This is a genomic window from Sphingomonas sp. LR60 (genome assembly GCF_036855935.1).
GTDB lineage: Bacteria > Pseudomonadota > Alphaproteobacteria > Sphingomonadales > Sphingomonadaceae > Sphingomonas.
Window position 1 is genome coordinate 30,389 of sequence record NZ_JASPFK010000001.1, and the last position, 14,127, is coordinate 44,515.

General features: G+C 67.6%; 16 protein-coding genes. 5 read left to right on the forward strand and 11 right to left on the reverse strand.

All coding sequences use genetic code 11. From position 1 onward, the window contains the following. Positions 1-308 precede the first annotated feature (308 nt). From QP166_RS00135 to gnd, 7 genes are all read right to left on the reverse strand, one after another. Positions 309-1,631 carry a dicarboxylate/amino acid:cation symporter gene (locus QP166_RS00135; RefSeq protein WP_333914063.1) on the reverse strand — a complete coding sequence of 441 codons (1,323 nt, stop codon included), beginning with the start codon at positions 1,629-1,631 and terminating at the stop codon, positions 309-311. 327 nt (positions 1,632-1,958) lie between these two features. Then, the gene (locus tag QP166_RS00140; RefSeq protein ID WP_333914064.1) at positions 1,959-3,113 is read right to left on the reverse strand and encodes a GDSL-type esterase/lipase family protein; all 1,155 of its coding nucleotides are present in this window, start codon (positions 3,111-3,113) and stop codon (positions 1,959-1,961) included. Between the two features lies 1 nt (position 3,114). Next, positions 3,115-3,381: a spike base protein, RCAP_Rcc01079 family gene (locus QP166_RS00145; protein WP_333914065.1), complete on the reverse strand. Its 267-nt coding sequence runs from the start codon at positions 3,379-3,381 to the stop codon at positions 3,115-3,117. 336 nt (positions 3,382-3,717) lie between these two features. After that, a complete protein-coding gene (locus tag QP166_RS00150; RefSeq protein WP_333914066.1) occupies positions 3,718-4,041 on the reverse strand; it encodes a hypothetical protein in 324 nt (107 codons plus the stop codon). A gap of 3 nt (positions 4,042-4,044) precedes the next feature. Further along, the gene (locus QP166_RS00155; protein WP_333914067.1) at positions 4,045-4,791 is read right to left on the reverse strand and encodes an HAD-IIB family hydrolase; all 747 of its coding nucleotides are present in this window, start codon (positions 4,789-4,791) and stop codon (positions 4,045-4,047) included. Continuing rightward, complete coding sequence (locus QP166_RS00160; protein ID WP_333914068.1) at positions 4,788-5,594, reverse strand: HAD family hydrolase; 807 nt, start codon at positions 5,592-5,594, stop codon at positions 4,788-4,790. Before QP166_RS00160 ends, QP166_RS00155 begins: the two co-directional genes overlap by 4 nt. Further along, a complete protein-coding gene (gnd, locus tag QP166_RS00165; protein WP_333914069.1) occupies positions 5,594-6,574 on the reverse strand; it encodes a phosphogluconate dehydrogenase (NAD(+)-dependent, decarboxylating) in 981 nt (326 codons plus the stop codon). Before gnd ends, QP166_RS00160 begins: the two co-directional genes overlap by 1 nt. A gap of 98 nt (positions 6,575-6,672) precedes the next feature. Here gnd and wecB point away from each other — a divergent pair, with 98 nt between their 5' ends. Both wecB and QP166_RS00175 read left to right on the forward strand, forming a co-directional pair. After that, positions 6,673-7,602 (forward strand): non-hydrolyzing UDP-N-acetylglucosamine 2-epimerase, encoded by a 930-nt coding sequence (gene wecB, locus QP166_RS00170; protein ID WP_333914070.1) that lies wholly within the window; start codon positions 6,673-6,675, stop codon positions 7,600-7,602. Positions 7,603-7,795: 193 nt separating this feature from the next. Beyond that, on the forward strand, positions 7,796-8,575 hold the full coding sequence (locus QP166_RS00175) for a sulfite exporter TauE/SafE family protein (RefSeq protein WP_333914071.1): 780 nt from the start codon (positions 7,796-7,798) through the stop codon (positions 8,573-8,575). 118 nt (positions 8,576-8,693) lie between these two features. On the opposite strand, the gene QP166_RS00180 is transcribed toward QP166_RS00175, so the two are convergent. The 4 genes from QP166_RS00180 to lgt all read right to left on the reverse strand — a co-directional run bounded on the left by QP166_RS00180 (position 8,694) and on the right by lgt (position 12,641). After that, positions 8,694-9,500, reverse strand: a complete 807-nt coding sequence (locus QP166_RS00180; RefSeq protein ID WP_333914072.1) for a 3'(2'),5'-bisphosphate nucleotidase CysQ — start codon at positions 9,498-9,500, stop codon at positions 8,694-8,696. Then, positions 9,493-10,839 (reverse strand): TldD/PmbA family protein, encoded by a 1,347-nt coding sequence (locus tag QP166_RS00185; RefSeq protein ID WP_333914073.1) that lies wholly within the window; start codon positions 10,837-10,839, stop codon positions 9,493-9,495. The genes QP166_RS00180 and QP166_RS00185 overlap by 8 nt, the downstream gene beginning before the upstream one ends. A gap of 63 nt (positions 10,840-10,902) precedes the next feature. Beyond that, positions 10,903-11,811: a 4-hydroxybenzoate octaprenyltransferase gene (ubiA, locus tag QP166_RS00190; protein ID WP_333914074.1), complete on the reverse strand. Its 909-nt coding sequence runs from the start codon at positions 11,809-11,811 to the stop codon at positions 10,903-10,905. Beyond that, positions 11,808-12,641, reverse strand: coding sequence for a prolipoprotein diacylglyceryl transferase (gene lgt / locus QP166_RS00195; protein ID WP_333914075.1), 834 nt, complete (start codon positions 12,639-12,641; stop codon positions 11,808-11,810). Before lgt ends, ubiA begins: the two co-directional genes overlap by 4 nt. A gap of 149 nt (positions 12,642-12,790) precedes the next feature. Here lgt and QP166_RS00200 point away from each other — a divergent pair, with 149 nt between their 5' ends. From QP166_RS00200 to QP166_RS00210, 3 genes are read left to right on the forward strand one after another with little or no spacing between them, the layout of a single operon-like run. Then, entirely contained in the window at positions 12,791-13,177 is a 387-nt protein-coding gene (locus QP166_RS00200) for a DUF2147 domain-containing protein (protein ID WP_333914076.1), read from the forward strand. After that, positions 13,174-13,338, forward strand: a complete 165-nt coding sequence (locus QP166_RS00205; RefSeq protein ID WP_333914077.1) for a hypothetical protein — start codon at positions 13,174-13,176, stop codon at positions 13,336-13,338. Before QP166_RS00200 ends, QP166_RS00205 begins: the two co-directional genes overlap by 4 nt. Next, positions 13,338-14,078, forward strand: coding sequence for a 16S rRNA (uracil(1498)-N(3))-methyltransferase (locus tag QP166_RS00210; RefSeq protein ID WP_333914078.1), 741 nt, complete (start codon positions 13,338-13,340; stop codon positions 14,076-14,078). The genes QP166_RS00205 and QP166_RS00210 overlap by 1 nt, the downstream gene beginning before the upstream one ends. The last annotated feature ends 49 nt before the right edge of the window (positions 14,079-14,127 follow it).

Genomic DNA, 14,127 nt, shown 5'->3' on the forward strand with positions numbered 1-14,127 from the left:
TCCTTGCCGGAAAGCCATCGCCCTCACCATAGGCTTTTACAAGCAGGAAGAGGCAGTGCAACAACAGAAGATGAAATTCGTTGTAAGTTCTTCTCGATCGCCAATGCTTCAGCCAAACTCTTGATTCCATGGTCGAAGTTGACTGTGTGTCTCCGGATACAGCCGCTCGCCCTGGAAAGACCAAATAAGCCTGTCCTTTTATCTACAAAGCTAAATAGCGGAAAAATAGTGGAAAGTATACGTTAGATTGATTTATGCATGTTGCTTAATGCCGCCGGTCACCAACGACCGGCGGCAACCCGTCTGGCTTAGTCGATCAATTCCGGCGCCGCCGTAAGGGCAATCGGACGTCCGGCGAGTGCGGCGTCGAGCGCCGGCCGGTCGAGCTTGCCTTCCCAGCGTGCAACCACGATCGCGGCGACCGCATTGCCGACGAAGTTGGTCAGGCTGCGACATTCGCTCATGAAGCGATCGACGCCGAGGATCAGCGCCATGCCCGCGACGGGCACGGTCGGGACGATCGACAGCGTCGCCGCCAGCGTGATGAACCCCGCCCCGGTAACGCCCGCCGCGCCCTTTGACGAGAGCATCGCGACGCCGAGCAGCAGCAATTGCTGGCCGATCGTCAGGTCGACGTTGCACGCCTGCGCGATGAACAGCGCCGCGAGCGTCATGTAGATGTTGGTGCCGTCGAGGTTGAACGAATAGCCGGTCGGAACGACCAGCCCGACCACGCCGCGGTCGCACCCGGCGGCCTCGAGCTTGGTCAGCAATCCGGGCAGCGCCGGCTCCGACGAGGAGGTGCCGAGCACCAGCAGCAGCTCGCCCTTCAGATACCCGATCAGCCGCAGGATCGAGAAGCCGTGCAGCCGCGCGACGATGCCGAGGATCCCGAAGACGAACAGCGCCGAGGTCAGATAGAAGGTCGCGACCAGTCCGCCGAGGTTGACGAGGCTGCCGACGCCGTACTTGCCGACGGTAAAGGCGATCGCGCCGAATGCGCCGAGCGGGGCGACGCGCATCAGGATCGCGACGACGCGGAACACGACGATGTTGAGCCGCTCGATCATGTCGAGGATCGGCGCGGCGGGCTTGCCGACCAGGCTGATCGCGACACCGAACAGGATCGCGACCAGCAGCACCTGCAGGATGTTGCCCTGCGTGAGTGCGGAGACGAGCGTGTCGGGGATGATGTTGAGCAGGAAGCCGGTGAGCGTCGTGTCGTGCGCCTTGGCGGCGTAATCGGCGACCGCGCCGGTATCGAGCGTCGCGGGATTGATGTTCATCCCCGCGCCGGGTCGAACGACATTGGCGACGATCAACCCGACGATCAGCGCGAGCGTCGAGAAGAAGAGGAAGTATCCGAACGCCTTGCCGGCGACGCGACCGACCGCGCGCAGCTCGCTCAGTCCGGCGATCCCACTGACCAGCGTCAGGAAGATGACCGGCGCGATCACCATCTTGACCAATTTGATGAAGCCATCGCCGAGCGGCTTCAGTGCCGCGCCCATGTCGGGATAGAAATGCCCGACGATCGCGCCGACGACGATCGCGACCAGCACCTGGACGTAAAGATGGTGGTGAAGGCGGCGCGGGCCTTCGGCTTCAGGCGGAATGATGGTGCTGTGCATAACCTCTCCTCGCGTCCGCATCGAAGGACGTCTTGGCAGCGAGGCTATCGCGGATCGTGGCCGCAGCGAAGTGCTTGGCTGAAATCACTTAAGCAGCTGTAAGATAACGACTAATTCTAAGTAATGGATGGTCGCTGCCCGGAAGCGTGCGGATACCCGCCCGTCACCGCGCGCGCGCGTGCCGATATTCGCACGTCAGGATCGGCTGTCGGGCTCACGGGCCGCAACATCGGCGACGCCTGCGCGACGGCGGCACGCGGGCTGTAGCTGGTCGCAAGCATCCGAGGCCCCGCCGCAGCAGCGGCGAGGCCGTGTCAGGTGCGGGTGCTAGAGGATCGCCCGCGCGATCGCCGCTGCCTCCACGTCATAGGCCCATGATGTTTCATGGAGACTGTCGGCGAAGGCACCGCTCGACAGCGCGGCGGCGCGGCCGCCGAGCAGCGCCTCGTCGTCGATGAACAGGCAGCCGTTGTCGAACGCGAACGCGCGCAAGGCCGCACGCCACAGGCTGCGTGTCGCGTCGGCGCCTCCGGCCGGGGTGCTTCCGCCGACCGCCGGCCACGTTAGGATGACGCTGCCGATCGAGCGCACCTGCTGGACGATCGTGCGAATGTTCGCGAGCCACGTCGCCATCGGCACGGCCTGCGCGCAGTCGTTCGTACCGAAATTGATGATCGTCAGGTGGGGCGCATAGCTCGCCAGCGCCGTACCCGGCGAATAGCCGAGGGTCATGTCCGTGTAGAAGCCCGTCACCGTGCCGAAGACGCCGAAATTGGCGATCTCGATGCCCGGCCGCGAACTGTCCCATGCCACCAGGCCGGCGAGCTGCAGATTGCCGGTGGTGCCGCTGCGCACGATCACGATCGGCGCGGTATCGCGGGTCGCGAAGCTCACCTCCAGTCTCGCGAAGCCGCCGGTCGATCCCGAAGGGGTCAGCGTGACGCTCTCGCTGCCCTTGATAACCGTGAACGCCGGGCGGTCGCTGTCGTTACGGATGAAGACCGAGCAGCGATCGACGACGCCAGCGGACTGGAACTGCGCCGGGTTGGTGTTGCCGGTGCTCATCGTCGCGCCGCCCAGCGAATTGACGCCGCCACTCCAGCTCGAAAAGCCACTGCGGCGCGGATCGTAGGCGAGCAGATCGGCGATACTGGTCATCCCTGCGCAGCCGAAGAACGTGTCGGCGCGCACCGGCAAGCCACCCGCCGCCAGCAACGCCGCGACCCGCGCCGGGCGCGAGCGCGCGAAGGCACCGGCGGTGAAGTTGGTGCCGCTTCCCGCGCCGGCGCCGACCGTCTTGCTGTCGCCGACGAAGGCGATACGCGCGACGTCGGCCGATCCGGTGCGCACGCGCCCACGCGCCGCCGCCCAGCTTAGCAGCGCGGTGGCCGAGGCGGTCTCCACCGCCGGTACGGGTGCGCCGACGCGCGCGAGAGCGGCAGCGGTCACCGCGCCGCCGATTGATCCCGAAGTCCGCGTCATGTCAGGCCTCCGCGATCAGATTGGTGGCCGTGGTGCCGGTCGCGCGGACATATAAAGCGCGCACCGCGACATAGCTGGCGTCGGGGAGGTTGCGGTAGGTGACATCTTCAGTCCCCTCGACACCGCGAAGCACGATCGTGCCGCCGGTGCCGACATAGATGCCGCGCGGGACGCTGGGAAGCGGGGCGGTGTCATCGGGTTGGATGGCGTAGGGTGCGCTTGAGGGGGCGCTGGCGCTGTCGGCGTTGTTCTGGAACTTGTCGGGCATGTATCGTCCTCCATCGTCGAGAACGTTCCCTTTATGTTCGCGATGGTGATGTAGGACAGCCCCATTGTGGGCCGCTAACAGATTGGGGTGGCGGAGCGATGCTTGCGCGATGTGGCAGTGGCGGACCATGTCGTGCTCTAAAGCCACGTCGGCAATGGAGGTTGAGCGGTACAATGGCGCTGGCGCTGATGGCGTCCACAACTCAGCTGTTTCTTCTGTCATCCCGGATCAAGTCCGAGGCAACGAAAGAGGGTAGGTGCGGGTGAACGACGAACGTTCGCCAGCCAAAATCTAGATGGCGAACGTCCTAACGCGATTTCGATGGACGGGTTGGCGTCAGCGCCGCCGGACTGGACGCATCGGGCGAAGCCTCACCGCGAGGCAGATCACAGTCGGCCAGAACAAAGTGTTGATGACATCCGGAATCGTGTCCCACCACCGCCAGCTATGATAATGGAGCCGGTCGAGGACCTCGTTCGCCAACTCGGCCACCACCACCAACGATAGCGGGATGAACGTGCCGAGCGAGCGGCGCGTGACGATCCGCGCGATCATCAGCACCGCCATGCCGGCATGGATGTGCAGGACCGTGTCGGTGGTACCGGTGCCATCGCCGATCCAGTTGATGAAGCGGGCGTACAGCCCCGGTACGTCGATCACGGGTTACTTCTGGCAGGCGACGATCGCGGTGACGACGCTGATGGTTTCCTGCGGATCGCGGACCCGCACGCAATCGACCCCGGCCTCGTGCGCGGGATAGTCGTTGCCGCCCGGGAAGATCGCGTCGCCGATGAAGAGCATCTCGGACAACTCGAACCCGCTCTCCTTGGCGAGCTTGCGCAGGCCATAACCCTTGTCGACGCCTTCACGAGTAATGTCGATCGAGGTCGCGCCGCCCATGTTGATCGCGAGCCCCGGCAGCCGCTGGCGCAGATCGGCCTGGATCACCTTGCGCTTGGCGAAATCGGGATCCCAATGTTCCTTGGCCTCGATCGGTGCTTCCTGACCGAGCGCGGAGAAGGTGATCTGGCTGCCGCGATCCTCGATCCGCTCACCCCAAGTCTGTTCGGGGACGAAGCCGGTCGCCTCGAGCGATTCACCGAAGGCGGTGATGATCTTCTGCTTCTCGGCGTCGTCGAACAGCTCGGCATAGACCGTCTGCCACGCGCCATCCTTGTGGACGTACAGCTTGGTGCCGGTGGTCGGCATCAGCCACAGCCGCGAACGATCGGCGCGTTCGGGCAGGCGGCTGGCGACCTGCTTCTCGAACTGCGGCCAGTCGCCGCCCGAGATCACCGCGACATCGGCGACCGTCAGCAGATCGGCCAGCGTCTCGCCCATATCGTCCTTCAGCGGTTGCTTGCTGAGCGCGAGCGTGCCGTCGAGGTCGAAGGCGACGAGCTTCTTCATTCGGTATCTCCGGTGCGCAGAATAAGTGTGTCGATGGCGTGCGCTACGCCATCTTCATCGTTCGCGCGAGTGGTGGCGTGCGCCTTCGCCTTCACCGCGTCGGGCGCGTTGCCCATCGCGATCGACAGGCCGGCGCGCGCCAGCATCGGCAGGTCGTTGGCCTGATCGCCGATCGCCGCGGTGTCGGCGAGATCGACGTCCAGCGCCTTGGCGAGCGCGGCGATGCCGTCGCCCTTGTTCGCGGTAAGCGCCGTGACGTCGAGGTAATAGGTCTGCGACTGCGCGACGGTCGCGTCGGTGCCGTAGCGAGCATGGACGCGTTCGTAGAGCGCGTGGAGGGCTTGCTCCTCGTCGCTGACGAAGGTGATCTTGTCGGCATGATCGAGCAAATCGTCGAATGACGCGACGACCAAGGGCTCCTGCGCGCTGCTGCGCCGCTCGCTTTGCGTATGCGGACCGTCGCCGTTGCTGGCATACCATTGGTCCTCGGCGAAGACCCAGGTGTCGACGCCATCGGCCATGTCCATGACACCGCGTGCAATTTCCGGAGGAATGGTGACATGGCTGACGATCGTGCCGTCGCGACGGAACACGATCCCGCCGTTGAACGCCGCGACGTCGCCGTCCAGCCCAAGCGGTTTGAGCAGCGGACGGATCCCCGACATCGGGCGTGCGCTGATCACCGTGAAGCCGACCCCCGCCGCACGCAGCCGGTCGACGGCGGCGATCGTGGCGGCGGTGAGGTTCTTGTCCTTGTCGACCAATGTGCCGTCGAGATCCGACACGAGCAGGCGGATCGCCATTATTGCGGCATCTCGACATGGCCGCCGAAGCCGAAGCGCATCGCCGACAAGACCTTTTCGCCAAAGGTATGTTCGACGCGGCTGCGATAGCGTGCGAACAGCGCGGTGGTCAGGACGTTGGCAGGCACCGCCTCCTCCATCGCAGCCTCGATCGTCCATTGGCCCTCGCCCGAATCGGCGACGTTGCCGCTGAACTTCTCCAGCTTGCCATCGGCGGTGAGCGCGTCGGCGGTCAGGTCGAGCAGCCACGACGAGATCACGCTGCCGCGCCGCCACACTTCGGCGACGTCGGCGAGGTCGATGTCATAGCGTTGATCCTCGGGCAGTTTTTCCGACGCCTTGCCCTTCAGAATGTCGAAGCCCTCGGCATAGGCCTGCATCAGCCCGTACTCGATGCCGTTGTGGACCATCTTCACGAAATGGCCCGCACCGGCCGGGCCGGCGTGGATGTAGCCGTTCTCGGCGCGCGGGTCGGTGCCGTCCTTTCGGCCGACGGTGCGAGGAATGGTACCCATTCCGGGGGCGAGGGCAGCGAAAATTGGGTCAAGATCTTGGACGACGTCCTTCGGTCCGCCGATCATCATGCAATAGCCTCGTTCCAGCCCCCAGACGCCGCCCGACGTGCCGACATCGACATAGTGGATGCCCTTTTCGGCGAGCGCCTTCGCCCGACGAATATCGTCCTTGTAGAAGCTGTTACCGCCATCGATCACCACGTCGCCCGCGCTGCCGCCGGCGGCGATCTGGTCGACCATGCCGTCGGTGATTTCGCCGTGCGGGAGCATCACCCACCAGATCGCCGGACTGCCCGCCTTGGCACGCGCATCGTCGACCGAAGTCGCCGCAATCGCACCATGTTCGACAAGCTTTTCAACAGCTTGGGCATCGCGATCGAAGGCGACAACCTCGTGTCCAGCCTTCATCAGGCGGCGTGCCATGTTGCCGCCCATCCGGCCGAGGCCGATCATCACCAGTCGCATTGCAAACTCCCTTGATGGCCGCTTAATCACCCGACCATGCGTCAGGTTCCGCTGGCGCAACAACCCTTGGGAGCGTTCGCGCGTTGCATCGGCCCCGCTTGCTCATCGTCTTCGGGACACGTCCGGAAGCGATCAAGATGGCGCCGGTGATCGAAGGGCTGCGAAAATACCCCCGTCTCCACACGCGGGTGCTGGTGACGGGACAGCATCGCGAGCTGCTCGATCAGGCGCTGGGCACATTCGGGATCATCGCCGACGTAAAGCTGTCGCTGATGAACGTGGGAGCGACGCTCGACGCGGCGTTGGCGGCGATGCTGGCCGCGATCGGCACCGCGTTGGAGCGTGAGCGACCCGCGCGGGTGGTGGTGCACGGCGATACGCTGACGACGCTCGCCACCACGCTGGCGGCGTACCTGCGCGGGATCCCGGTCGCGCATGTCGAGGCGGGGCTGCGGAGCGGCGACCTGTCCGCGCCATGGCCGGAGGAGGGCAGCCGGCGCGTCGCGGGCGCGCTCGCCGACCTCCACTTCGCGCCGACCGAAGCGGCGGTGGCGGCGTTGCGGGCGGAGAACGTGCCGGCGGCGGCGATCCACCTGACCGGCAACACGGCCGCCGATGCGCTGCGGATCGTGCGCAAGCGGATCGCCGCCGAGCCGACGGTGGCGGACGCGGTCGCGCCGGTGCTGGCGCGGTTTGCGGGACGGCGGATCGTGACCGTCACGGTGCATCGACGCGAGAGCCACGGCAAGGCGCTGGCGGAAATCGCCGAGGCGCTGACGCAATTGGCCGGACGCGAGGATGTCGGCGTCGTCGTGCCGCTTCACCCCAATCCGGAGGTGGCGGGGCCGTTGGCGGCGCGGTTCTCGGGTTGTGAGCGGATCGCGCTGGTGCCGGCGCTCGCTTATCCGGCGTTCGTGCGGTTGATGGCGGCGAGCACGCTGGTCCTCACCAATTCGGGCGGGATTTGGCGATGCCGGGGCGTCCTTCTGCGGAAGAAGGCGGGCGGGTCGGTGCGCGCTGATGATTGACGTTGCGCTCTGTTTCGTTGGCTTTCCCGACTGGGCCCCGGCCTTCGCCGCGGTGACGGAGGGGGTGGCGCCAGGGCGGCGTGGGAGTTCAGGCATGTGACTGCGGTTCCAGCTTCGCAGCCCCAAGCTTTTCTGCGCTTGCCGCGGTGGGCGGCGCGTCGCAGGTAACGGCGATGAACGGGGGCAGACCGCTTTGGACCTACTGAGCACGCTGGCAGGATTTCTGGTCGGCACGATCGTCGGGCTGACCGGGGTCGGCGGCGGCTCGCTGATGTCGCCGCTGCTGATCCTGCTGTTCGGGGTCGCACCGACGACGGCGGTCGGGACCGATCTATGGTTCGCCGCGATCACCAAGATCGTCGGTGGAACGATGCATCACCGGCAGAACAACGCCGACTGGGCGATCGTCAAACGGCTGTGCTGGGGAAGCCTGCCCGCGGTAGCGCTCACCTTGTGGTGGCTGTCGAGCCATGGCCACAAGGCCGAGAGCAACGGGCTGATCGTACGCGTCCTGGGGGTGACATTGGTCATTTCCGCGCTGCTGACGCCGTTCCGGGCCAAGCTGGCGCGGCGCTTCGCACGCGCGGAGGGCGCGCGGACCGAGGCGATGCTGCGCTGGCAACCGCTGCTGACCGCGGCGGCGGGGGCGTTGCTGGGGACGCTCATCACGTTGACCTCGGTGGGCGCGGGCGCGCTGGGGGCAACGTTGCTGCTGATGCTCTACCCGTTCCGGTTGAACGCCAAGCGGCTGGTGGGGACGGATATCCTTCATGCGGTGCCGGTCGCGCTGATCGGCGGAATCGGTCATGCGGTGATCGGGAACATCAATCTGCCGCTGTTGGGGTCGCTGCTGCTCGGGTCGGTGCCGGGGGTGATCCTCGGCGCGAAGCTGACCGATCGCTTGCCGGAGCGGGTGGTGACGCCGGCGCTGGCGGTGGTGTTGCTGATCGTCGGGGTGCGGTTGTTGATGTAGGATGCTGGCTCGCCACCCTCCGTTGACCCGCTCCATCTAACTGCCCCGGCGTTCGCCGGGGTGGCGGCTGGGGGAGAAGCGGGATTCTGGATCACGTCCGGGATGACGGGAGGAGGCTTTAACCCAGCGCCGCCTTCACGCGGTCGGCGAGGCGGAGGATGGCGGCGTCGTGGATGCCGGCGGTGCTGACGAGCACGCCGTACGCGCGCGGATCGGGCTTGTTGAAGACCAAGGGCGCGCCGATCGCGTCGCTGACCGACGCGCCCGCGGCGCTTGCCACCAGCACCGCGGCGGCAATGTCCCATTCGTTGCCCCAGCGTAGCGTGGCGACCAGATCGGCGTGGTCGGCGGCGACCATCGCGACGCGCAAGGCGATCGAATTGGGCTTCTCGACCGCGGTCAGGTCGCGGTCGACCTTGGGGAGCGCATCGACGGGGACGCGCGCGCCGGGCAGGGTATCGCGTCCGCCGGCAGTGACGCGCGCGCCGTTGCGAGTCGCGTGGCCGGGCGCGGTGGCGCACCACACTTCCTCGCGCGCCGGTGCGTCGAGCACGCCGATCACCGGGCGGCCGTCCTCGACCAGGGCGATCGACACGCACCAGCCGGTGCGCCCGCGGATATAGTCGCGCGTGCCGTCGATCGGATCGACCACCCAGACGCGGCGGCACGCGAGCCGGTCGGCATTGTCGGCGGTTTCCTCCGACAGCCAGCCGGCATCGGGGAGCAAGGCGCCAAGCCGCGCGCGGAGCATCCGGTCGACGTCGAGATCGACCTCGCAGACCGGGCTGCCTTCCGATTTTTCCCAGCGGGCGAAGTCGGTGCGCCAACGCGCGAGCGCCATCTGCCCGGCGTCGCGCGCGACCGCGGTGACCGCCTCGACCAGGCCGGGATCGGGCGCGCGCGATGGGGTGGCCGGCTCAGCCACCGGCGACTGTCATCCCGTCGATCCGCAGCGTCGGAACGTTGACCCCCTGCCGGAAGACGAGGTCGTTGGCAGGGGTGAGCGCGCGGTACATGGCAAGCAGATTGCCCGCGATCGTGAAGCCCGCGACCGGCGCGACGATCTCGCCACCGCGGATCGCGAAGCCGGCCGCGCCGCGGCTGTAGTCGCCGGTGACGGGGTTGACGCCCTGACCGATCAGTTCGGTGACGTAGATGCCGTCCTCGATATCCTCGATCAGCGTCGCGACCGGCACCTTGCCGGCCTCCATATAGAGGTTGCTGGTCGACACGCCCGGTGCGCCGGCGATCCCGCGCGCGGCATGGCCGGTCGGCTCCAATCCCAACTGCCGGGCCGAGGCGCTGTCGAGCAGCCAGCTTTCGAGGATGCCGTTCTCGATGATCGCGAGCGGCGACACGGGCAGCCCCTCGCCGTCGAATGGGCGCGAGCGCAGGCCGTGCGGGCGGTGCGGATCGTCGCGGATCGTGACGCCCGGCGCGAAGACTTCGGTGCCGAGCGAGTCGAGCAGGAAGCTGGTGCGGCGGGTGATGGCGCCGCCGGTGATCGCGCCGCTCAGATGCCCGAGCAGGCTGGCGCCGACGCGCGGATCGAAGACGATCGGCATCGTGCCGCTGCGCGCCACGCCCGGATCGAGCCGCGCGACCGCCCGCTCGCCCGCGAGTTGGCCGATCGCCTCGGGCGTGTCGACGTGCGCAAGGTGGCGCGCGGCGTGGAAGGCATAGTCGCGCTGCATCGCGCTGCCCTCGCCCGCGATCACGCTGGCCGAGACGCTGAAGCCCGTGGTGGCATAGCTGCCCGCGAAGCCGTGGCTGGTGGCGAGCGCCCAGACGCTCTCCGAGGCCGAGGCGCCGCCGCCCTCGCTGTTGGTGACGCCTTCTACCGCGCGCGCGGCTTCTTCCGCGCGCTGCGCGGCGGTGCGGAGTTGCTCGGGGGTGCTGGCGTGGCGATCGGCGAGGTCGAGCGCGGGCGGCGCGCCGTGGAGCAATCGCTCCTGGGGGGCGAGCCCGGCCCAGCGGTCCTCGGGGGCTTCGCGCGCCATCGCCACCGCGCGTTCGACCAGTGCGTCCATCGCGGCGGTGGACAGGTCGGAGGTCGAAACGCTGGCCGAACGCTGCCCGACGAAGACGCGCAGGCCGAGATCCTCGCCCTCCGACCGACCGACATCCTCGAGCTTGCCGAGCCGTACCGACACCTCGGTCGAGGCGCTGGCGGCGAAGACCGCGTCGGCCGCGTCGGCTCCGGCGGCGGTGGCGCGGAGGACGATGTCGTGGGCGCGGTCCTGCGCTTGGGAAGGGGTGAGCATAAGGGGGACTTAGGGGCGAAAGGTTGCGGATGCCATATCGCGGGGGAAAACGCCGCGGCAGCGTTATTGGATGCGCGTGCCCACCACGACGCAGGCGAGAAACATCAGCAGCCCGGCGGTGCGATTGCTGCGGAAGCGATCGAGCGCGCCGCTGCCGTCATCGTCGCGCAATGTCGCGACCTGCCAGAACAGGTGGAGCGCGAGCGGCGCGAGCGCGGCGAGGATCAGCGGATCGGCGCGCACCTGCCACAATGCCGCCGCCCAGAGCGCGAGCGCGAGCGCATAGCAGGCGACGACCCCGGCGCGGACGTGGCGGCCGAGCGCGAGCGCGGAGGAGCGGATGCCGACCAGTGCATCGTCCTCGCGATCCTGCAGCGCGTAGATCGTGTCATAGCCGATGACCCAGAAGATCGTGCCGGCATAGAGCGTCAGGCCAGGCGGGGTGAGCGCCCCCCAAGTCTCGGTCCAGCCGACCAGCGCCGCCCAGGAGAAGACCAGCCCCAGCCACGCCTGCGGCCACCAGGTGATCCGCTTCATGAACGGGTAGGCGGCGACCGGCGCGATCGCGGCGAGCGAAACGAGCGCGGCGGGTACATGGAGCTGGAGCAGCACGACCAACCCGATCAGGCAGAGCGCGAGCAGGAACACCCACGCCGCCTTCGCCGAGACCGCGCCGCTGGCGAGCGGGCGCGAGCGGGTGCGCGCGACGCTGGCGTCGAGATCGCGGTCGACGATGTCGTTGTAGACGCACCCCGCGCCGCGCATCGCGATGCTGCCGACCAGCAGCCACAGCAGCAGCGGCCAGCGCTCGACCACGCCTCCGGCGAGCGCGACGCCCCATGCGCCGGGCCAGAACAGCAGCCACCAGCCGATCGGCCGATCGAAGCGCGCCAGCGACGCGAACAACCGCGCGCGGGGCGGCAGGAGCGAAAGGAGGCCGCGGTGCTGGGTGTCGGGAACGATGTCGGTCATGAGATCGCCGTTCGTGGCGGCTCGCGATGCGCCGATCCGGAGCGCGGAACGAGAAGGAAGATGCCGCCGATCAGGATCGGAATGCTCAGCGTCTGTCCCATCGTCAGCCCCCACCAGAGATGTTCAAGGCCATGATCGGGCTGGCGCACACGCTCCAGCATGAATCGACCGACCGCATACCAGACCAGCCCCGCGCCCGCGAGCCGGCCCGGCTGATGACGCAGGCCGGTTCGCCAGAAAAGGAACGACAGCAATACCATCGTGCCGATCCCTTCCCATCCTGCCTCGTACAACTGGCTTGGATGGCGCGGCACGTCATCTCCCGCGCCGGGAAAGATCATGCCCCATGGCAAAGTGGTGGGGCGGCCCCAAAGCTCGCCGTTGATGAAGTTGGCGATGCGGACGAGGATCATGCCGAAGGGCGTGGCACAGCCGACGTAATCGAGCAACGATAGCAACGGAACCCGCGTCCGCCGCGCGAACAGCGTCAATGCCACAAGCAGGCCGATCAGCCCGCCGTGAAATGACATACCGCCATGCCAAAGGCTTAACAGTTCGAGCGGATGCGCCCAAAGCTCCGGTTGGTAGAAGGTGGCGTACCCGAGCCTTCCGCCGCCGATGACACCAATCACCACGCAGGAAAGCAGATCGTCGACCTGCTCCAAGCGCAACGGCGCACCGTCCACCCGCAGCAATCGTCTCAGGTACCAGCGACCCAGTGCGAAGGTGGCGATGAAGGCGAGTGCGTACCAGCGGATCGGTAGCGGGCCGAGATGAAAGGCAATCGGCGAAAGGCCGAGGTCGCTCCAGCGGAGGGCAGGCGAGGTCATCACGAGCGGATAAACTATCGTGCGGATATCGTCGCCTAAGAGTTGGCAGTTTCGCCGATCCGGGTTGTTCGTTGAGTGCGATCAGCCGGTTCATTCCGGCGCAACGCGTCACTAGATAGAGGCTTCGGTTTTCCACGAGGTTTGCGCGTATGTTGACCCTTCTCGCCTTGCTCGCCGCCGCTGCCACCGATCCGCTCGCGGGGACGTGGCGCAATGCCGGCGATAGCGTCCGGATCCGCGTTGCGCCGTGCCGTGGCGAGCCGGGGATGTGCGGCACGGTGGTGTCGGCGAGCGACAAGGCCAAGGACGATGCCGCGGCGGGCGGGACCGATCGACTGGTCGGCACGCCCTTGTTCCGTGGCTTCGAGCGCGATGGCGACGGGACGTGGGCGGGGACGGTGTTCGTGCCCGACATCGGACGTGAGGTCGACGGGACGTTGCAGCTCGACGGGCGCAACACGTTGGTCGCGCAGGGCTGCCTGTTCGCGGGCTTCGGGTGCAAGGAGCAGCGCTGGACACGCGTTTCGGCGAAGTGATCCATCTGTCGGTCGCGATCGGCCGGTTTTTCGAGGCGCTGTTCTATGCCATCCTGCGCGTCGCCGGGGTGGTGACGGGCGTGGTGCTGGTCGTCGCGCTGGTGGGGGCGTTGCTGTTCCTGATCGCGCGCCTGCTGATCGGACGGGGAAGGAAGAAATGATGGGGGCGGTGCCCGCCTGGCCGCCGCGCTCGACGCCGCGGCTGTTCGTCGAAACGGCGCTTGCGCCCGGGCCGCTGACGCTGGCGGGGCCGCAGGCGCATTATCTGATCTCGGTGATGCGGACCAAGCCGGGCGATCCGGTCAAATTGTTCGACGATGCCAGCGGCGAATGGCTGGCGGTGGCGAGCGCGATCGGCAAGCGCGACCTGACGCTCGACGTCCAGGAGCGGCTGCGCGCGCGCGAGGCGGTGCCGGACCTGTGGCTGGTCGCCGCGCCGCTGAAGAAGGGGCGCGTCGACTGGATGGCGGAGAAGGCGTGCGAGCTGGGGGTCGCGCGGCTGGTGCCGGTGGTGACGCGGCGGACGGTGGTCGACAAGCCCAACACCGAGCGGTTGCGCGCGCATATGGTCGAGGCCGCGGAGCAGTGCGGGCGCACCGCGGTTCCGGACGTGGCGGAGATGGTGAAGCTGCCGGCGCTGCTGCGCGACTGGCCGAGCGAGCGGGCGCTGTTCTTCGCGGACGAACTGGGCGGCGAACCGGCGGCGGCGGCGATGCGCGCGCGGCGCGGGCCGGCGGCGATCCTGATCGGGCCGGAGGGCGGGTTCGACGACGAGGAACGCGCCGCGATCCGCGCGCATCCGGCGACGGTGGGCATCGCGCTGGGGCCGCGGATCCTGCGCGCGGATACCGCGGCGGCGGCGGCGGTCGCGGTGTGGATGGCGGTGGCGGGCGATTGGTGACGAGGCTTTACCCATCGCAAGCCGATCCACCCTAGCGCGGTGATAAATC